The following is a 20,915-nucleotide window of genomic DNA, read 5'->3' as shown; positions in this document are numbered from 1 at the left end:
GATGTCACGGACGTCGTGGATGAGGTTGAGGATGGGTTGCAGCTGCTGCCTGAAGGACATATTGTTGTAGTTGTGGGCACAGTCGAGGTCGTAGGTATGGAAGTGGATGTAGTGGATGGCAGGCATGTAGTGCCCTGCGGGCAGATGGATGTTGTCGGTATTGTCGTTGTCGTGTACGTAATTGGTATTGTTGAGGTGGTTGACGGGTTGCATGTGAATCCTGTTGGGCATATCGTGGTTGTTGTTGAGAGCGTTGATGTTGTTGATGAAGTTGTAGTGGTTGATGGCGTGCATATGAACCCTGACGGGCAGATCGTTGTGGTGGTGTAGGATGTTGTTGTTGGTATGGTTGTGGTTGCCGGGATCGTTGTTGATGGTATGCATGTGGTTCCTGATGGGCAGATGGATGTCGTGGGTGTTGAGGTTGTGGACGTAGTGGTTGTGGTTGATGATGTAGTTGGCAGGCATGTGAATCCTGCCGGGCAGATTGTGGTTGTTGCCGTGGTTGGCGCCGTTGATGATGATGAGGTGGATGTTGTGGATGGGTTGCATGTGCTGCCCGTTGGGCAGATCGTGGTTGTTGTGTAGGATGTTGTACTCACTGACGTGGATGTGGAGGGTATTGTGGTTGAGGATATGCAGTTGAAGTTGGCCGGGCAGATGGACGTAGTTGGCACGGTTGTCGTAGTCTGGACTGTTGTTGTGGATGTTGTCGGGGCGCATGTTGTTCCTGAAGGACATATGGTCGATGTGGTTGACGTGGTTGGAACCGTTGAAGTGGATGTGGATGACGGGTTGCATGTGAATCCTGACGGGCAGATTGTCGTGGTTGTGTATGATATCGTTGTGCTGGATAGCGAGCACCCTTCCGACAGTTCGTTCTCGAACAAGCAGATCGTGGTTGTGGATGGGAGCGTCGTCAGCGACGTGGAACTGGTTGAGGTTGATGTGGATAGTGATGAGGTAGAGGATGATGTGGTCGATAAGGTGCTTGTCGAGGATGTGGTGCACGTGGTCCCTATTGGGCAGATGGACGTTGTGGGTATTGATGTGGTGGATGACGTAGTTGATAATGTGGTTGTGGATGATGGCAGGCATGTGAGCCCTGTTGGACATATTGTTGTAGTAGTTATTGAGGTGGATGAGGATGTCGAGGATGTGGATGTGGTTGAAGGCGTGCATGTGAATCCTGACGGGCAGATTGTCGTGGTTGTGAGCGAGGTAGTCGTGGGTATCGTTGTGGTTGTTGTTGATGTTGAGGATGTGGTGCACGTGGTCCCTGTCGGGCAGATGGACGATGTAGGTATGGTTGTAGTTGATGATGTTGTTGAGGATGATGTGGTTGACGTGGAGTTGCATGCGCTTCCCTTCGGACATATTGTCGTAGTAGTGCTTGATGTTGTCGATCCGGTCGTGGATGTTGAGGTGCTTGATGGGGTGCAGGTGAACCCTGTCGGGCATATGGTTGTTGTGGAATAGGATGTTGATATGCATGAGAACCCTGACGGACATATGGAGGTCGTTGTTGCAGTGGTTGAGGTGCTTGACGGCGTGCAGCTGAACCCTGACGGGCAGATTGTTGTAGTGGTGGACGTGCTTGTGGTTGATGTTGTGGACGATGTGGATGTAGTTGATGGGTTGCAGGTTATGCCCGGCGGGCAGATCGTGGATGTGGTGGTTGCTGTTGAGCTTGTGGTTGTGGATGTTGAGGTGCTTGATGGGGTGCAGCTGAATCCTGACGGGCATATGGTTGTTGTGGTAAGTGACGTAGACGATATTGTTGTTGTGCTGGTAGTTGATGTGCTTGACGATACGCATATGGTCCCTGTCGGGCATATGGACGTAGTTGGTATTGTCGTGGTTGACGTGGATGTGGATGAGGCTGTTGTAGTCGTAGGCCTGCATGCTATGCCATTAGGACATATCGTCGTAGTGGTGGATGACGTTGTAGATGTGGTTGATGAAGTGGATGTTGATGTAGGCAGGCATATTCCACCAGGTATTGTTGTTGTGGTAGTTGAGCCCGTAGTTGATATCGGGCATATGAGTATGGAAACCGACTTCTGTATCGGGGTGTAGAGTATCCCCGTTACCTGTATGTTGTACAGTATGTTTGAGCCGGTTGTGGCAGCTATCGTAACAGTGCTGGTAACTGTAGTTGATGCGGTTGATGACTGAATTGTCTGTTTCGCCTGTTGTGTGCCGAATGCGGTTGACGATGCGGCAAGAACCACAGGCGCGTATGTTACAGTTATCTGGCTGCCCGGGCTTACACTTGATGACGTCCCGTTGAGATACTGGATTGCAGTATAGCCGCTTGGAACGGAATATGTTTTTGAGGAGGAGTTGGAATTAGCAAACAGGATAAGCGCATTCTGCCCGGAACCTAGGCTCATTGGACATGACCATAGCGATGCGGACAAGGAGCATGTGCCGGTCATCGTAGACCCTACAAGCCATTTGTAAGTCTGCTTGTAAGCCTGAAGGGGCAGGGCCTCTGACACGTTGCTCCCGTAGTCCCAGCTAGTATTGGCGTTCTGCGGGTTCCAGAAATACCATACGGCTGTCCGCACCCCGGCGCTTGCCTGAATTATGTACCATCGCGATATGTATGCTGCCTCAAGCTTGGGGTTGGAAAGCTCCTTGTTTATGCCCCATCCGCCTTCCTCGTCTATTATCGGCTTGTTTATCCCGAATTTGTTCTCGTATGAAAGTATGTCGCTTATCTGGGTTATTAGCGGCTGCCCTGCGCAGGTAATCGCGTCGCTACAACCTAGGCCATACGAGCACGGAACCTGCTCATACGAGTACGAGCAGTTATCCAGATACCCGTGGAAGGATATCGCATCGATGTACTTGCCGCCGCCTGCCTGCAGGAATGAGTAAAGCCAGCAGAATCTGCCGCAGGACTGGAAGTAAGGCACTCCGCCGGATCCGGAAACTGCAGGCATTATGATCTGAGCACTGGGATCGTTTAGCTTTATTGTATCGTATGCTGACTTTGTTATGTTTACCATCTGCGACACGCTGCCGTTCCACTTCGCCTTGTTGTCCGGCTCTATCCAGATTACGTAGTATTTTATCTTGCCCCTGTAGCGCGTGCTCATATTTGTTAGGTAATTAACGTAATCGGTCATATTTGGAGGATAGCAGTATCCGGTTATGCCTCCGGGGCATGCGGAATTGGGCTGCGATGATGCCCATTGCGGCGGGCCGTCTATGTAACCGATTATCGTTTCGTTTGCGCTTTCCGCCTGCACTACCTGCTGGTCCATTGCGCTCCAAGAGTAAACGTTCTTGCTTGGCTCCCTGTAGTACCAGTTGAGCCCTGGTTGCTTCCCCAGAGTTCCTATGTTGCTGTATGGGGGATTAGCGCCGTTTATGCTCATGCCGAAGAAGGAGGAGTTTATCCTGTGTACCGAAGATCCTGATGCTCCCACCATCGCAGGATTGTTGATTATCGGAGTAGCAGATGCGGAGTATATATGCGATGCGATCAGTGGTGCCGCTAGAGCCATAGCTACGATTAGCAACGCTACATTCCACAATCTAGCCCGCATCTAATACCTTCTACGCGTTCTAATTACTTGGCAAGGCATTAATTTAAACCTTTAGTTTTGCGGTTTTGTGTCGCAAAATGCGTTTTTATATAAAAAGTATTTTATACACTGAATTTTCATGAATTTGGATATCAAAACGGCCAATCAATGCTTTTCTTTGCGGCCTGGCGCTGAAAACCCGAAAAATGCAGTATTTCACGTGCGTTCGAGCATTATGCGCTATATGGATGTTGTCGTGCTTGTTGTGGTGGTTGTGGTTGAGGATGTTGTTGAAGTTGATATCGAAGTTGTAGTAGGAATGGATACGGAAGTTGTTGTGGAGCTTGTCGTTGAGGATATGGTTGACGTGGTTGATTGGGGCGATGGGAATGCCGTTGTCGTTGCTGTCGTCGGGTTAGCGCTTGTGGTTACAGGGTACAGTGTTGACGTGTATCCTGGCGGGCAGATGGATGTTGTTGTATAGGATGTAGTGTATATCGAGGACGTTGAGGTTGTTGTGAAAGTTATTATGGTTGAAGTGCTGGTGGTGGATGTGGTAACCGATGTGGTTGTAGTGATTGAGGTTGATGTTGATGTCGAGGAGGAGGTAGTGGATGAGGTGGTTGATGTTGTCGTGGATGATGTAGTGGAGGTGGTTGTCGTTGACTGGTTTATTCTTATGGTTGCAGATGCGGATGCGGTGCGCGATGCGCTGTCTATTGCGGTCACGGTCAAAATGGAGGAAACCGGAGCGGTGCCTATGTTTGTTCCTGATACGGTGCACGTAGTTGAAGATGTAGTGCAGCCGCTCACTATTGCCAGGCCGGACCCCAGTACCCACTTATAGGAATAGGGAGGGGATCCGCCGCTTGCAGTAGCTGTGAACTGCGGCGCTGTCTGGCCGCTGTTGATGGTCGCGCTTGTCGGGCTTATCGTGACAACCAATTGCGGCTGAGGGTTTATCGTTATGGTTGCGGATGCGGATGCGGTATGGGATGCGCTGTCGGTTGCGGTTACGGTGACTTTCGTGGAAATCGCCGAAGTGCCCAGGTTTGTCCCCGATACTGTGCATGTCGTAGATCCTGTGGTGCAGCCGCTGACTACCGTAAGGTTGGACCCTATCGACCATGAATACGAATACGGGGTTGTTCCTCCAGATGCCGTTGCTGTGAACTGAGGCGCTGTCTGTCCGTTGTTGACGGTTGCGCTAGTAGGGGTTATCACCACCTTAAGTGGCAACGGGGGATTTATCGTGACTACTGCTGATGCCGTTGCCGTGGAAGGCACGCTGTCCTTTGCGGTTACGGTTACAAGCGATGATATTGCTGATGCGCCGGTATTTGTGCCTGATACTGTGCATGTCGTCGAGCCGGTCGTGCAGCCGCTGACTACCGCAAGGTTTGATCCTACAGACCATGAATACGAGTAGGGGGGTTTGCCGCCGCTTGCGAATGCCGTGAACTGAGGCGCTGTCTGGCCGCTGTTTATGAGTGCGCTTGCAGGCGTCACGGTAACCTTAAGCGTCGATACGTATTGCGGGGTTGCGACTATGCATGCAGGCATCAGGCCCGAAGCTGGATAGTTGTTAGTCGGCTTCCATTTGCCTATTCCTGCCTTTGACAATGGGGCATAGTAGCTCTGGATTCCGAAAGTTCCGGGCGTTTGAAGGCAGTAGATGTAGCCGCCGTTTATGTAGCAACCGTCCCCTATCGCGTTAACGGGGTAGCTTGTTGTGGGAAGCCATTGGCCTATTCCGCCCGAGGATATCGGTGCATAGTAGGATGCAGTATAAGTTACCCCTATGTTCTGGCCCTGGGTGCAGTATACGTAGCTGTCGTTGATGCCGCAGTATAGGCTCTCCGTAACGTTTATAGGATAGCTAGTAGTCCTGGACCATGTTCCGACGCCTGAGCCTGATATGGGCGCATAATATGCAAGGTTGGATACAATCGTGCCTCCAGTTTGGCATCCGGAGCCGCAATTGTTGACAACTACAGGATCGAAGGTTCCGCCTATGCAGTATATGTTCCCGTAATCCGCAACGCACTCGGTGCCCCATACGTCCCTTGGATATGGCGTGGTCGCGCTCCAGCCAGTCATCCCACCCGAAGTGAGCGGCGAATAATAGACCTGCTTTATGAATGCGCAGTCGAACTTGTACGTAAAGCCGCATGAGGCCCCCGTGCCGTAACTGTCGGCGCCGCTGCCCACGCAGTACATGTAGTTGTTGTACTGCACGCAGCCTGGTATGTCAACGTCGTTGTACGGGAATGGGGAACTGGACTGCCAGTTGGTTATGCCGCCATTTGTGGAAAGCTGTGCATAGTAGGAAGAGCTTGGGGTGAAGTCGCTGTCGTTGATGCAGTATATGAAGTTGCCGTTGGTGGTGCAGGTTGTCTGAAGATATCCACCATATGTGTTGAATCCTTGGGGCACGGGCGTTGTGGAGCTCCAGTTGCCTATCCCGTTTGCCGTTAGAGGCGCGTAATATGATGTAGGCCCGCCGTATCCTCCGCCTACGCAAAACAGATAAGTGTTGTTTGCCGGTGCATCGAAAGTTTGGAGCTGGAGGTTTGCCGAGCCGGAGTTTGCGTTGGCTGCGGGCAATAGTTTTATTACGCCGCTGTTATGCAGCAGGAGCACCAGAGCCACAGCTACGATTAGAGACAATGCAAATTTCGTTCTAGCCCGCATCTAATACCTTCTACGCGTTCTAATTACTTGGCAAGGCATTAATTTAAACCTTTAGTTTCATCTTTTTGGTATCGCAGAACTGCTGTTTGCGGCAAAAGTTCATACATGGAAAACAGGCAGGTATTGTTTATATTATATAGAACAGGGCTGTTATTGGATCTGTATGGTCCTCGCAAGCTTCCCAGTTGCAACTTCTATGACACTGATTGTGTTGCTTTCCTCATTAGTAACATAGGCGAATGATCCTGAAGGATGGAATGCAAGGCCCGCGGGGTATTTGCCTACAGGTATGTTGTATTCTATTGCATCGGTTGCTGCGTTTACTACAGTTACGTTTCCGAAGAATCCCCCGCCGGTAAGATACGCTAGGGTTCCGGATGGATTGAATGCCACGAACTCTGAGTGAGTTGTAGGTGGATACAGGCTTATCGTCTTTGTAACGGTGTCTGTCGACGTGCTTATCACGCTAAATTGGCTAGAGTACATGTCCGCAACATATGCGAAAGAGCCTGATGGGCTGAATGCCACGCCCTCTGGCTCAGCGCCAAGATTGCCGTAAGGTACGTACGTCTTCTTGAGAACTGATCCGGTAGATACGTCTATCACGATCACGTTGCTGTTAAGGCCGCTTGTTACGTATGCTATGGCACCAGAGGGGTCGAATGCCACGAAGTCTGGTGCAGATCCAACGCCTATCGAGCTTGTTACCGTGTTCGTTGAAACGTTGATTACGCTTACGGTGCCGCTGCCCCTGTTCGGCACGTATGCTACCTTTCCTGAAGGGCTGAATGCCACGCTCGATGGGTTCGTGCCCACGTTTATGCTTTTGATAACCTTGTTTGTCGCGGTGTCTATTACGCTTACATTTCCGCTTCCGAAGTTAACCGAATACGCAAGGTTGCCCTGGGGATTCACCGCTATTCCGCCGGGCGAAAGCCCCACAGGTATGTATCCAGTAACTGTGTTTGTCTGAACGTCTATTATGCTTACGGTGTTGCTGTATAGGTCAGTAACATATGCCGCGTTTCCTGATGGGGTGAATGCAACGAAGTTAGGACCCATTGGATTATACGTCTTCTGCTGTATCGTGGTTGTGGCCAAAGAAGTCGTTGGTGTCGATGTTGTCAGTATTGTTGAGGTTGTTGGGGATGACGTGGTCGTGGCGACAGAGGTTGTAGTTGCGATCGATGTGGAGGACGTAGTTGATGGTATTGTCGTAGTTACGGTAATCGCCGATTTCCCTGTTGCTGGCGTGCAGGCCCTGAATCCTGGGTTTCCTGGCGAGTAGTATATTGGATAATATGACGGTGCGGTCGGCATCCATTTCCCTATGCCTGCCTTTGACAATGGGGCGTAGTAGCTGCTCACGTTTGATGCCTTGTTCAACGGGCTTTCCGAGCAGTATATGTATCCGAACATTACGTAGCACGTCGGGTCGTAGTACTTGCTTGTGAGGTTCGTTGCTGATTCCAGCGTTACCGGATAGCGCGTAGTCGGGAGCCACTGGCCTATGCCCGAGCTGGATATCGGTGCATAGTAGGATGCCGAATATGAAACGCTGAATTTCTGCCCTGTGGTGCAGTATATGTAGCTGTCGTTGATGCCGCACTGCGCAAGCGATACGTTAAGAGGATAATTCGTTGTGCGCACCCATGCGCCAACTCCGCTTGAAGATATTGGAGCATAATAGGCCAGGCTGGATATTATGCCGGGCTCGCTTCCAACAAGCGGGTCCATCAGGCCCCCTACGCAATATATGTAGCCGTTGCTGGTTGAGCACGTTGTATCGGTAACGTTTCTCGGGTATTTTGTTGTTCGCACCCATGATCCTATACCCGTGCCGGATAGGTTGGCGTAGTACACCTTGGGCGAATCAACGCAGTTGTTGCATGCTGCATTGGTGTTGCTGAATCCTCCAACGCAGTATACGTATCCGTTCTGCACTATGCAGGACTGGAGCGTTGCATTTGTCGGGTATGGGGTTGTGGAGCTCCAGCCAGCCACCCCTGTTGTTGTAAGATTCGTGTAGAAGGACACCGGGTTTCCAAGGGTGTTGGACCCGTATATGCCCTCGTTCATGCAGTAAAGATAGGTGCCGCTGGAGAAGCATTCCAGGCCTCCGTCATTTTTGAATTGAGGCATGCTTGTCGTCTGCGTCCAGTTGCTTATGCCGTTGTTTGACAGCGTTGAGTAGAATGTCAGTGCGGAATCATTTATTGGCGAGACACAGTACAGGTAGTTTCCTGTGGTGAAGACCTTCTGGGTTATTGTAGTTGTCGGGGTTACTGTTGTCTGCGGCGTTGTGGGTACCGTTGTTTGGGCCGTGGTTGATACTGTGGACTGCCCCGTGACCGGGATTGTGGTCGATGCGGTTGCAGGGATTGTCGTTGAAACTGTAGTGCCGCCGTTTGCCGTGGGCGGGCAGTTTGCTATCGTGGCGTTCGGGTTTGTCGCGGGCTTCGGAACTGTGTTGTAGAATATGCATATGCCTTCAAGTCCAAACCAGCAGGAGGTTTCCGTCTGTATGTATGCAGTGAACGACACCAGCGTGGATTGGAACATTACTGTAGATCCTGTTTGTGTGGTGATGTTTGATCCGGGTACAAGCGCGGAGCTGTTGAACCACCTGGCGTAAGTGCCCCCTGGGTTCAGCGTTGAGCCAACCCACTGGTACCACTCAACCCATGACCCTGGCTTTCCGTAAGATGTCGCGCACAGATACGTCAGCTTGCTGCCAGGAAGCATCGGAATGGTCACGCCGCCCCTGCTCGTATTAACGCATAATGGCGGGTTCACCGTGCCATTGGGGCTTTCTATTGTTGCGCAAGCCTTGAACGGCGAAACGTCTGGAATATATGCAGGTGTTTTGCTGCTGTTGTCCGCCGTAAGCGTGAAGTAGCTGTACGGTATGGATGTCGTTGACACGCTCAGTATGGTAGTGGAGGATGTTGTGGACGATGAGGATGTCGGTGGTATAGATGTGGATGTAGTTGTTAGCGTTGTGGACGATGTTGTGTATACGGTGCTGGTTGTGGATGTTGTTGACGAGCTCGTTGTGGATGTTGTTGATGACGATGTCGTTGTAGTGTAGGTAACTGATGTAGTAGCGGACGTTGTAGTCTGCGTGCTTGATACCGGTGCGCAGTACGGCGAAGCCGTGCTGTTTCCTCCAAGCGTCATGCTGACCAGCGTTTGCGGTATCCCGGGATAGAGTATGTAGCACACATTGTTCACTACAACGGCAGTGTAATTCGAGGTAATGTAGTTGTCGGTTATATTGAACTGCTGCCCGTTGATTACGAACCTGACTGTTTGGGGGTTGGTGAAGCAGGTTATGAGCACGCAGCTGTTCGGCTCCTGCGTCACGGTTGGCGTGCAGCTGCCCCCTGTTCCGCCTCCTCCGCCGCCTGTTGAAACCACGGGCACTGTGGTTGTAGTAGCCGTTGTTGACGTGGTTGTTGTGGTTGTCGTTGAGGTGGTTGTTGTAGTAGTTGTGGTCCCGCAGCTCTGCACGCTTCCTGTAGAAACAATTGTAAGATTGCACGTTGTTTGGATTACCAATGCATTAGTCCCTGTGTCCTGTACGGATCCATAGATGAAGTACTTGCCGAATGTCGTGTGGGGGGATAATGAAGGCACGTCAACATAATTAGTGCCGCCTAAGTTGAATCCTACGCTGGTGCTGGATGTAGCTGTTACGGTCAGTGAGAGCATGCCGTTTGCAGGAATACTTTGGACGTTGGTTTCAGGAGCCGGCACTATCATCACGCCGCCGTTGTCGAATGCCCCTGCAAGTTGCACGACATAAGCGTAATTGCCCTTGGGGTTGAACGCTATGTTGCCCCTTTGCCCCGCTATCGGAGCGCCTATTGGGGTATTTGTAATGAGGTCCACAACGCCAAGCGAATCGTTGTCGCCATACGTTATGTATCCCAATACTCCTGATGGAGATATGGCAATGGCCCAGGGAGTTGTTCCGCCAAGCGCGGGCGCGTAGATGGTGTTTACTATTGAATTCGTCGCAAGATTCACCACCTTGAGGTAGCTGGTCGAGCCGGAGCCACCGACAGCATATGCGAACGTGCCTTGCGGGTTTATTGCTATGCTCCTCCCCCAATAGTATCCGGTGAAGCCGCTTATCGTGTTCACTATCGCATTCTGGGCCACGTTTATTACGGTGCCGTCGCTGGTATACCCGAACGTGCCGTCCGGGGTGAATGCCACGGCGCCTCCTGTGCTTATGGAGTTGATCACGGAATTGGTTGCGACGTTTATCACGTCGGTCCTTACGCCGTTGCTTGCGTATGCTAGATTGCCGTTAGGCGTGAATTCCACGTGTATTCCCTGTACAACCGTGCTTATCGTTGCAATTACCGTGCTAGTGCCAAGATCCACAACGCTTATCGTGCTTGCAGCTGAAGGGGTAGAAGTAGGGTTGCTCATCACGTAAGCCAGCGTTCCCGCGGGGTTTATTGCTACGCCCTCGGGGTTGTTGCTGACAAATACCTGGTGCGCTATGGTGTTTGATGATGCATCGAGTATGTTAAGTATTCCAGGCGATTTGTACGAGGCGCCGGTTCTAGTGTCGTTCCCGTTGCTTGTTACATATGCATACTGCCCTGAAGGCCCGAATACCACGTCATCCGCACCCAGTATTTGGGTCGGGAACGTGTATGCAACCGAATTCGTGACAAGGTTCATGACAGCCACTGTCCCGTTCATGCCATATGCGCCGCCTATCACATACCCAACGGTTCCTGCGGAATTGATTACGATCTGCCAGGGGTTTATGACCCCGGTAGGGATGTTTTTCACAACGGTGTTTGTGGCAAGATCCATTACCTCCACGGTGCCGTTGTTGTTCAGCGGCACGTAGAGCATCGTACCTGCGGGGTTTATGGCTATGTCCCCGGTGTATCCTGCAGCGCCAAGGTTTATTGTATTCACTATGGAATTGGATGCGACGTCTATCACGACCACGTTTGCGCTTCCGTAGTTCTTTGTACCAGTATACCATGAGGTTACGTAAGCCAGCGTTCCTGCGGGGTTGAATGCAACTCCTCCGGTATTGCCCGCTACCGTAGTCCCTATCCCGTCTATTTGTATGTGGTTTACTAATTTGTTGGTCGAAAGGTCTAGCACTTCAACGGTATTCGAGCCAGAAGTCACAGCATATAACAGCGTCCCAGAGGGGTTTATGGCAAAATAGTTGTTTGCGCCACCCGGCAATGGAATAATACCTGTCACGGCATTCGTAGACAGGCTTATCACGTTCATTGTTGAGCCGTCTATGCAATACGCATATGTTCCGGCAGGATTCATTATTATGTGGCTGCTGCCGCAGGCATTGGGTATGGTCTTCACTATTGTGTTTGTTGATGTGTCAATGACGCTTATCGCGCCCAGGGAATTTGTAAGGTATGCGAAGCTCCCGGTAGGATCGAAAGCGATGCCGAACGGCTCGTTGTAATCGCCAATAAGTATTGTATTGGCCAGCGTGTTTGTTGCAGTGTTTATGATGCTGACTCCTGCGCCGGCGTAATTTGGCACGTACAGCATCGTGCCTGCAGGGTTCAATGCACCGTCTTCCGGCTCGCTTGGAAGTAGGTTTATTTTGCCAAGGTACTGCTCCGTTGTATTTGTGCTCACCCATGTCCATTCACCTTTGTATGATCCTGTGCCCCCGCTTATTACGGTGTTCGCGTATGAGGTCTTGCCAATCGGTATTGTTGCGTTGGTTATGGATGTCGGGTTGGGCGTTGCGGTCAATGGCCCTGAAGGGGATGATCCAGAGCTTATGGTGTTTGACGGAGAGCTGAATACGAATGGGCTTGTGGTTCCCGTGTCTGTCACCACTGCATTAAACGTATATGAGCTTTGCGAAGTTGTAAACGTATAGTTTGCCAGATCCGCGATCCCGTAGCTCGACATTTTCGCGTGGTAGATGACGTTCGTTGCGTCGTTCCCTACACAGTAGTCGTAGCTTCCTGAAGCGACGCACGGATGCGTTGCGGTTGAGTCCAGGCCTCCTGAATCAACCCCGAGAATCGGGTACGATGTAGTTGCGTTCCAGCCGCCCATTCCAGCGCCGCCGCCCAGTATCTTTGCATAGTAAGCGTTGTTCAGCTTTACGCTGTTACCGTAATATGCGCCACCTGCGCAGTAGATGTATCCGGTATTGGTAACGCACGATGGTGCGAACGGCATGTTTATCGGGTAGTAGTTGGGGCTTATCGTCCATGCGCTCAGGCCCCCTGCCCCGAGCACGTTTGCGTATGCCACCACATTTGTTCCGTAGTCTGAGCTGAAATACCGGTCTCCTCCAATGCAGTATACCACGGAATTGGAGGTAACGCAGCTAAGCCCTTCAACGTTTGCTGGGTAGCTGTTTGTTGCTGCCCAGGCTCCAAGGGACCCGTCGGACAATATCGGCGAGTAGTAAACGTCGTTGAACGATACGAAGTTGGTCGACTGGTTTACCCCTGCCATGCAGTATACGTAGTTGTTAGAGGTTATGCAGCTCTGCTCGTTTATCAGCATCGGGTAGCTGTTCGTCGTCTGCCATGCGCCTAGGGAATTATCAGGCTGTATCGGCGAATAGTAGACGCTGTTCACGTCGTAGAAATTGAATACGTTGTATCCGCCTATGCAGTAGACGTCTGTGCTTGTTGATACGCACGGCATCTCCTGCAGCTGCTGCGGGTAATTGCTAGTAATTGACCACGCGCCAACTGAATTGTCGGACTGCACCTTCGAATAGTAGACGCTGTTGGACGAATCGGAGTTGAAGCCGTTTTCCCCTCCTACGCAATAGATGTAGCCGTTTTGCGGCGTGCAGCTTTGTAAAAATATATCGCCAGGATAGCTGTTCGAATCAAGAGTCCATATCTGGCCAAGGTTTGACACGGTGTTTGCGACTATCCCGTTGCTGTATACGAAATTTGCAGAGTATGGGCCTGCGCCGTTAGTGATTATCACGTTGATGTTTTCCTGCTGGCCCGTAGTGTATGAGGGGTTGTTGGAGCTTATCGAGGCGATTGGCGCGGTATACACATACGTGTGCGATGTAACAGAATTTGCGGTGCTTGCGGTGCTTGCGCTGTCGTTTATCTTGACGCTCGCAGTGACGTTCGCGGCATTTACCAGCGAGTTGATTGTAACTACAAGGGTGTTTGTTGTGCTGGATACCCCCTTGTACAGTTCATTGGTTGTCAGGAAACCCGATAACACGTAATTATACGTGTATGGGCTTGTTCCTGTTTGCGAAGGAGGCAGGTTCGCAGTGAATGTTGTTGTCTGGCCCGCATCCGCTATGCCTACAGTTGAGAGCGTTGGCGTGCCCAATTTTTGGTTCACCGTTATCGTGTTTGGTATGCTGTTGAACGTTGTGGATGTCCCGGTATCCAATGCTATGATGTTGTACGTGAACGTGTTGCCGTTTGTTTGGGAGCTCACCACGAACGTGTTTGTAACGATGGGCGCAGATATTATCCCGTTGGACAGTACGCGCGCATATGTGGTATTTGTCGTAACTGAAGGAAATCCGTTTTTGCCGCCGCCGACACAATATATGAAGGAATTGGACGTCGCACAGCCGCCAGAGTAGAACGGGAGTATGTAGTTTGCCGCAGGAAGCCATGCGCTTACCCCTGTTGAGCTTAGCGACGTGAAGTATGTCCCGCTGTACGGGGATGCCACTCCGGTAACCTTGCCCCCAGAGCATATAAGATAATTCCCGGAAACGGCGCAGGTGTTGTCGTATATCGTTACAGGATAGTTGCTAGTAATTGACCAAGAGCCGACACCGGATGACGATACCTGTGCATAGAACACATTTGAAGTTGTATCAACGTTCAACCCGCCAAGGCAGTAGATGTAGCCGTTGTATATCACGCATTTAGGATCGATTGCGCCGTGCTTGGTTCCGGCGCCAGATGTCATCACATCCGGGTATGGCGTTGTCGCGGCCCACGTGCCTATGCCAGAGCCGCTTACGCTCGCATAGTAAATGGAATTCGCCACCGTGCTGGCCCCTCCTACGCAGTAGATGTAGCCGTTGTATGTGGGGCATGACAGGTCGTAAACGTTTGCAGGATAGTTGGACGTGAATGACCATGCACCTATTCCGCCTCCAGCGAGGACCGGTGCATAATAGACGTCGTTCGTGCCTACCGAGCCTGCGGCGGTGAAATGGCCGCCTATGCAGTATATGTAGCCGCTGTACAGGGAGCAGCCCATGTAGCCCCCGACAATTCCCCCGTTTGACCATTTCAACAATGGATAGCTGTTGGTGCTTATCCAGTTGCCTATGCCTGAACTGCTGGTCGGGGCGTAAAACGCAGTATTATTGTTGTCCCCACCTATGCAGTATATGTTGTTGCTCGCGTCCATTACGCATGGCTCGCCCACCACGCCCTTGTATGGCACGTTTGAGAAGTAAGGGGTTGAATTCGACCAGCCAACGGCAAGGGTTGAAAGGGAATTCCTTGTGGTTCCCGAGCTTACGTTGTAGAAGTTTACGGTGAATGCCCCTGTGCCGCCTGAAAGCGAAGCCATCAGCTTTTCAGTCTGGCCAGAATCAAGTACTGTATTTGTGGGCGTAAGCGTGACCGCCTGCCCGTGCGGCAGCGCCGTGGCTGCGACTATTAGCATTACGGCAATTAGCAACAGCACATTCCAAAATCTAGCCCGCATCTAATACCTTCTACGCGTTCTAATTACTTTGTATGTCAGAAATTTAAACCTTTGTTAATAATGATTATCATCGGAATTTGCAGATTTCTGCTTGTGCAATAAAGAAAAGGTTTTAAATCAGCACATCAATATATACTGGACGTCTGGTGGGGTACGTGCAATCTCTTAACGAAATGCTCTCTGAATCAAGGATTTTTGCTAACCGAGAGGTTCTTTCCCCTCATTACATACCGAAGAAGCTGATATCAAGGAGCAGGGAGATAAACGGGATAGAGCGTGCGCTTGCACCGTCGCTGAAGGGGGAGCGCGGGCGCAACCTTTTCGTATACGGGAAAACAGGCACCGGAAAGACCTCGTGCACGAAGTACGTCCTTGATGAGGTAAAGGCCATACCTAACACAAAGGCCAAGATAAGCTACATAAACTGCAAGATATACAACTCGCGATACAGGGTGCTCAACAAGGTAGTCAGCGACCATCTCCCCACGTACGCAAAGCGCGGCTATGGGACAGTGGATCTTTACGAGAAGCTGACCAGCTGGATAGAGGAGGACAACAAGATACTGGTTGTGATACTCGATGAGGTCGACGTAGTGAAGGACCTTGACGACCTGATATACACGCTTACTAGGATAAACAGCGACATAAAGGCGGGCGGCGTGACCATAATAGGCATATCCAACCGCGTTTCTTTCAAGGAATCGCTAGATCCCAGGAGCCTGTCAACTTTGTATGAGTCCGAGCTCGTATTCCCGCCGTATTACGCAACAGAGCTTTACGAGATAATCAGGGAAAGGGCCGCAAAGGGATTCAAGAGCAGCATAATAGGCGACGAGGTTCTCCACTTCATCGCCGCGACAGCCGCAAGGGAAGGGGGCGATGCAAGGCTGTCGCTCAAGATACTCTCCAAGGCCGGGGAGCTGGCGGAGGAGAAGGAATCGGAAAGGATAACGATGAAGGAGGCGGAGGAGGCGTCCAAGCTTGCGGACAACGACATAGTGTACGAGCTCATAGGCACTCTTCCGGAGCACCACAAGCTTGTCCTTTACTCGATAGCCATGCTTACGCAGAGCGGCGGCTCCTACAAGAAGCTTACCGACGGAATTGATACGTACCTATTCAGCGGCGAAGTATACAACAGGTACAAGAGCATAGCGGAGGGCCTACACAGGGAGCCGAAGAGCGAGCGGTGGTACAGGAAGTACCTTTCTGAGCTGGAGATGCAGGGGCTTGTTGCATCGTTCGAATCGGGCAAGGGGATAAGGGGCCACACAAAGCTGATAAAGCTGATGTATCCCCCGCAAAAGACCAAGGAGGTTTTGGAGACCGAGCTTTTCGGGCAGAATCCCGTGCACAAGTAAACCAAAAGGTGTTTTGCTGGATTACTACGACGTTGCGTATGACACATGCGGCATTGGCGGCGATTTGGAGAAGTCCCTGGGCTACAGGAAGATATTAATAGCCGGAAAGGACCTCAACGTTGTTGACGGGAGCAGCTACAGGAACAAGGATGTCGAGGGCAGCATATTCATGGATGCGGGAAGGAGCAACCTGTTCGGCATACTTAGCATGTCCCCGGCTGCTGTGGCATTCTCTGATTTCAGGATAAACAAGAAGGCGATAGAGCAGATGCGCGACAAGGGCATTGCTCTGTGCATACCTGCGAGCATAATAACATCCTCCTACGGGCTGCAGAGATCAAGGAACATGTACATGGCAAGGAAACTTCTGGAATACGCGCGGAAGGCTGGGCTTGATGTGTCTATTGTAACGCTCGCACGAAGCGCGGCGCACCTGTGCTCCTACATGCAATTGGTGGAGATCGCCAAGCTCATAGGATCCGGGGAGAAAGACGCTAGGGACAGCATAGGCAGGGTGAACGGCTCGCTGGTGGTAAAATGATGAGGGAGAAAAGGAGGTACCTGCTCGTAAGGTCCACGATGGGCATCCAGGACATGCAAAGGAGGGATTTCGAGCAGGAGCTTTACAGGGAAATGCTGCGTAGCATAGGTGAATACTCCTACTTCAGGTCAAACCCGAAGATAGTGAAGTACCTTGATAGCTGCAATTTCATAATGAAATGCAACCTTGCAAAATACGGCGAGACCATAATAGCGCTTACGTTCATAAAGAGGATTTCCGGGAGGGAAGTAGGATTCTACACGCTGAAGTCTTCGGGGACCATAAGGGCGCTGATGAAGTGAAGGGATACATGTGGAGGCAATAACAGCAGATATGATGCTTCCAAAGGCAGCGGCAGAATACTTGTGAGGGGCATGGCATTAAAACCTAGCGTGGCTGCCGAAGCAGAGTGTTGCAGCACCGCCCTGGTTTGCGGAGAAAAGGTTATAAATGTTCTATTCTCAATATTATCTTACTAGATTGTTGGGTTCTCTTTGTTCTAAGATCCTAAATTGATAGTAGTACTCAAATGGTGAAATAATGTATCCGAACGTACAAGCATATGATAGAGGAGTGATGTTCAGCCCTGACGGAAGGCTTTTCCAGGTGGAATACGCCAAGGAAGCGGTCAGGAGGGGGGCGACATCCATAGGAATAATAGTAAAGGACGGCGTGGTTCTGGTGGCGCACAAGAACGTGCTTGAGCCGCTTGCGGTTCCGAGCACCATACAGAAGATATTCCGCGTCGATTCCTACATAGGGGCAACCTACAGCGGCCTCGTGTCCGACGGCCTCCACGTGATAAACATAATGAGGGGGAAGACCCAAACCCACAGGATGATATACAACGAGACGGAATCCGTTGAAACGATAGCAAGGGAGATATCCGAGGAGATGCAGATGGCGACGCAGTACGGCGGCATAAGGCCATACGCGATATCGCTGCTGATAGGAGGTATAGACAAGGGCCCGAAGCTTTTCGAGATAGAGCCCGGAGCCTCGTACCTTGGATACAAGGCGGATGCGATAGGCTCTGGAAAGAAGGTTGCGGAGGACATGCTGGTCAAGAACTGGAAGGAGGACATGAGCGTAGAAGACGGCATAAACCTTGGCGTCAGCATAATAAGGAAGGTCAACGAGGGCAAGCTGAACGAAAACAATATTGATATTTCAACAATAAAGAAGGACATAGGATTCGAGATATTCCAGACTGACAAGGTAGCAAAGTACCTGTAGTCTCTTCTTAGCTTCATTGTGATGTCATGTCTTCAAAGACGGTAATCGTGAAATTGCACAGAGACGGGAATGAGTTCGAGATATTCGTGAATTCCGACCTCGCTTATGATTACATAACCGGCAAGAGGAGCGATGCGCTCACGGTTCTTGAGGCGGAGGAGGTTTTCAAGGACGCGCGCAAGGGCGAGAGGCAGAGCGAGGACAAGATAAAAAAGGCTTTCGGAACCAACGACATCGCGAAGATAGCGGAGATAATGCTGAAGAGCGGCGAGGTGCCGATAACGACTGAGCAGAGGAACAGGCTCATAGAGGAGAAGAGGAAGCAGGTAATAGACATAATAGCGAGGAATTCCATAGACCCGAGGACCAACGCCCCGAACCCGCCGCTGAGGATAGAGAACGCGATGAGGGAGGCCAAGGCCTCCGTAGACCCGTTCAGGAGCGCAACGGAGCAGATAGACGACATAGTAAAGAAGATAAACATCATAATGCCGATAAAGTTCGCCACGGTGAAGATGGAAGTCGTTGTTCCGGCCGAATATGCAAACAGGTCGTACGGAACGCTTAAGAAGTACGGCCTGAAGTCGGAGCAGTGGCTTCCCAACGGAAGCCTGCAGGCATCGCTCGAATTCCCTGCTGGCATGCAGACGGAGTTCTTCGACAGGATAAACAGCGCCACGCAGGGCAAGGCAACAGTGAAGGTGTTGTGAGCATGAGAGAGATAGTAGCGCCAGGGGAGATTGTATGGGAGACGCCCGTAAGGTCCCAAAACACTTACATAAGCAACGGCAAGACCTACTCCAAGGTTCTCGGTATGAAGGACAGCGCCGCAAACGACGTCATACCGCTTGCAGGCTCATGGAGCCCGCGCATTGACGATTCAGTAGTCGGCATAGTCTCGGAAGTGAAGGCCAAGGTATACATAATAGAACTGTCGTATTTCGGCAAGGCGCTGCTCATACCCAGCAAGTACGACAATTACGAGTTAAGGGAGGGGGACATGCTCAGCGCGATAATAAAGGACGTGGAGGGAAGGAGGACCATAATACTCAAGGAGCCGCAGCCGCTGAAGGGGGGCACGCTCCTCAACATAAGACCCAAGAAGATACCAAGGGTAATAGGCAAGAAGAGCACGATGATAAAGCAGATAGCGGATATTACCGGCACGCACATAGTCGTGGGAATGAACGGGCTCGTGTGGCTCAACGGTGGCAACACCGCCCTTGCGGTGAAGGCGCTGCTGAAAATCGAGAGGGAGGCGCACATGCAGGGGCTTACCGAGGCTATTAAGATATTTTTAGAGCAGAACAAGTGAGAGAATGGCATCATCATTGAACAAACCGAAACTGATAATAGACGGCAAGAGGGTGGACGGCAGGGATTTTGACGAGGCAAGGGAGATAAAGATAGTGGCATCCCCGCTCAAGAACGCCGACGGCTCCGCATACATAGAGTGGGGCAACAACAAGATACTTGCAGCCGTATACGGGCCGAGGGAAGCCACGCCGAGGCACCTCTCCGATTCGACGAAGGCGATCATAAAGTGCAGGTACGCGATGGCGCCCTTCTCGAGCCTTTCGGAGCACGGGAGGACAGGCCCTAACAGGAGGGCAATAGAGATATCCAAGGTCATAAAGGAGGTATTCGAGAACGTTGTCATGGTCAACGACTTCCCCGGCAGCGAGATAGCGATATTCATAGAGGTGCTGCAGGGCGACGGGGGCACTAGGGCCGCGGGGATTACTGCCGCATCGGTGGCACTTGCGAGCGCAGGCATACACATGAGGGATCTCCCTTATGCGATATCCGTGGGCAGGATAGACGACAAGCTTGCGATTGACTTCAACATGATAGAGGACAACTACTCTGACAGCGACATGCCAATTGCGGTTGCGCCGCGCAACAACGAGATACTATTGCTGCAGATGGATGGCGGAATGACAAAGGACCAGATGTCAAAGGCGCTCAGTATGGTGCTTGAATCTGGGAAAAAGGTTAGCGAGGTTCAGAAGGAGGCGCTCAGGAAGGCGTATGCCTCGGAGCCGAAGAATTGATGGTGTTATAATGGAAGCTATAGACATTGTAAAGGCAAGCTACATAAAGGAGCTGCTTGAAAGGGGCGAGCGTGAGGATGCAAGGGATTTGCTGGCGTTCAGGAAGATAGACATAGAGACCGGATTGATAAAGAATGCGGAAGGATCGGCGCAGGTGGATCTTGGCGCGACAAGGGTGCTTGCAGGGGTCAAGCTCTCGCTTGACGAGCCCATGGACGACACCCCGAACCAGGGCAACCTCATATGCTCGGCAGAGCTGCTGCCGCTTGCATCCGCATCCTACGAGACCGGGCCACCCAGCCCCGAAGCGATAGAGTTCGCGCGTGTGGTCGACAGGGGAATACGCGCGGGCAACTGCGTGGACCTCGAGAGCCTTTTTGTGGAGGAGGGCAAGGCATGGAGCGTGTACGTTGACCTTTACGTGCTCAATTACAGCGGCAACCTGTTCGATGCTGGGGGGATAGCCGCGATGAGCGCTCTGCTCGATACCGGGATACCGAAGTACGAGGACGGCAAGGTCATAAGGGAGGAGAGGCCTACGAAGCTGAAGATAGACAACATGGTCACTTCCACGACTTTCGCCAAGGTAGGCAGCAGCATAATACTTGACCCTACCGGAAACGAGGAGAAGGCCGCGGATTCCAGGCTGACAATAGCGGTTGACAAGGAAAACGTCAGGGCGATGCAGAAGGGCATGAGCGGCGGATTGTCCGTAAGCGAGATTGAGGAGCTCATAGACGTAGCATTTAATAAGCACGGGGAGCTAAGTAATAAAATCAAAAAGAGCCAGAGATGA

Annotated in this window: 11 protein-coding genes; 8 read left to right on the top strand and 3 right to left on the bottom strand. The window is 51.5% G+C overall.

The features are described 5' to 3' along the window. The 3 genes from KGI06_05040 to KGI06_05030 all read right to left on the bottom strand — a co-directional run. Positions 1–3,560 (bottom strand): hypothetical protein (locus KGI06_05040; GenBank protein ID MDE1871573.1); only part of this gene is annotated, 3,560 nt, incomplete at its 3' end. A 219-nt stretch (positions 3,561–3,779) separates the two neighbouring features. Further along, positions 3,780–6,233 (bottom strand): hypothetical protein, encoded by a 2,454-nt coding sequence (locus KGI06_05035; GenBank protein MDE1871572.1) that lies wholly within the window; start codon positions 6,231–6,233, stop codon positions 3,780–3,782. A gap of 150 nt (positions 6,234–6,383) precedes the next feature. Continuing rightward, a complete protein-coding gene (locus tag KGI06_05030) occupies positions 6,384–14,927 on the bottom strand; it encodes a beta-propeller fold lactonase family protein (GenBank protein MDE1871571.1) in 8,544 nt (2,847 codons plus the stop codon). Between the two features lie 155 nt (positions 14,928–15,082). Here KGI06_05030 and KGI06_05025 point away from each other — a divergent pair, with 155 nt between their 5' ends. The 8 genes from KGI06_05025 to KGI06_04990 all read left to right on the top strand — a co-directional run bounded on the left by KGI06_05025 (position 15,083) and on the right by KGI06_04990 (position 20,915). Next, positions 15,083–16,288 (top strand): AAA family ATPase, encoded by a 1,206-nt coding sequence (locus KGI06_05025; protein MDE1871570.1) that lies wholly within the window; start codon positions 15,083–15,085, stop codon positions 16,286–16,288. 13 nt (positions 16,289–16,301) lie between these two features. Continuing rightward, positions 16,302–16,829 (top strand): hypothetical protein, encoded by a 528-nt coding sequence (locus KGI06_05020; protein MDE1871569.1) that lies wholly within the window; start codon positions 16,302–16,304, stop codon positions 16,827–16,829. Further along, positions 16,826–17,131 (top strand): Rpp14/Pop5 family protein, encoded by a 306-nt coding sequence (locus tag KGI06_05015; GenBank protein ID MDE1871568.1) that lies wholly within the window; start codon positions 16,826–16,828, stop codon positions 17,129–17,131. The genes KGI06_05020 and KGI06_05015 overlap by 4 nt, the downstream gene beginning before the upstream one ends. A 238-nt stretch (positions 17,132–17,369) precedes the next feature. Further along, a complete protein-coding gene (locus KGI06_05010; protein ID MDE1871567.1) occupies positions 17,370–18,065 on the top strand; it encodes an archaeal proteasome endopeptidase complex subunit alpha in 696 nt (231 codons plus the stop codon). 26 nt (positions 18,066–18,091) lie between these two features. Continuing rightward, positions 18,092–18,775 (top strand): ribosome assembly factor SBDS, encoded by a 684-nt coding sequence (locus tag KGI06_05005; protein ID MDE1871566.1) that lies wholly within the window; start codon positions 18,092–18,094, stop codon positions 18,773–18,775. 2 nt (positions 18,776–18,777) lie between these two features. Further along, positions 18,778–19,380 carry a hypothetical protein gene (locus tag KGI06_05000; GenBank protein MDE1871565.1) on the top strand — a complete coding sequence of 201 codons (603 nt, stop codon included), beginning with the start codon at positions 18,778–18,780 and terminating at the stop codon, positions 19,378–19,380. A 4-nt stretch (positions 19,381–19,384) separates the two neighbouring features. Then, on the top strand, positions 19,385–20,119 hold the full coding sequence (locus KGI06_04995) for an exosome complex exonuclease Rrp41 (protein ID MDE1871564.1): 735 nt from the start codon (positions 19,385–19,387) through the stop codon (positions 20,117–20,119). Positions 20,120–20,129: 10 nt separating this feature from the next. Beyond that, positions 20,130–20,915 carry an exosome complex protein Rrp42 gene (locus tag KGI06_04990; GenBank protein MDE1871563.1) on the top strand — a complete coding sequence of 262 codons (786 nt, stop codon included), beginning with the start codon at positions 20,130–20,132 and terminating at the stop codon, positions 20,913–20,915.

The organism is Candidatus Micrarchaeota archaeon (genome assembly GCA_028866575.1).
Lineage (GTDB): Archaea > Micrarchaeota > Micrarchaeia > Micrarchaeales > Micrarchaeaceae > UBA12276.
The sequence above is the reverse complement of the archived record's forward strand: the minus strand, read 5'-3'. Positions and strand labels throughout refer to the sequence as shown.

Coding starts and splice junctions, on each gene's coding strand:
- KGI06_05035 (MDE1871572.1), bottom strand. CDS start 6,233: ATGCGGGCTAGAACGAAATTTGCATTGTCTCTAATCGTAGCTGTGGCT.
- KGI06_05030 (MDE1871571.1), bottom strand. CDS start 14,927: ATGCGGGCTAGATTTTGGAATGTGCTGTTGCTAATTGCCGTAATGCTA.
- KGI06_05010 (MDE1871567.1), top strand. CDS start 17,370: ATGTATCCGAACGTACAAGCATATGATAGAGGAGTGATGTTCAGCCCT.
- KGI06_05005 (MDE1871566.1), top strand. CDS start 18,092: ATGTCTTCAAAGACGGTAATCGTGAAATTGCACAGAGACGGGAATGAG.
- KGI06_04995 (MDE1871564.1), top strand. CDS start 19,385: ATGGCATCATCATTGAACAAACCGAAACTGATAATAGACGGCAAGAGG.
- KGI06_04990 (MDE1871563.1), top strand. CDS start 20,130: ATGGAAGCTATAGACATTGTAAAGGCAAGCTACATAAAGGAGCTGCTT.
- KGI06_05015 (MDE1871568.1), top strand. CDS start 16,826: ATGATGAGGGAGAAAAGGAGGTACCTGCTCGTAAGGTCCACGATGGGC.
- KGI06_05000 (MDE1871565.1), top strand. CDS start 18,778: ATGAGAGAGATAGTAGCGCCAGGGGAGATTGTATGGGAGACGCCCGTA.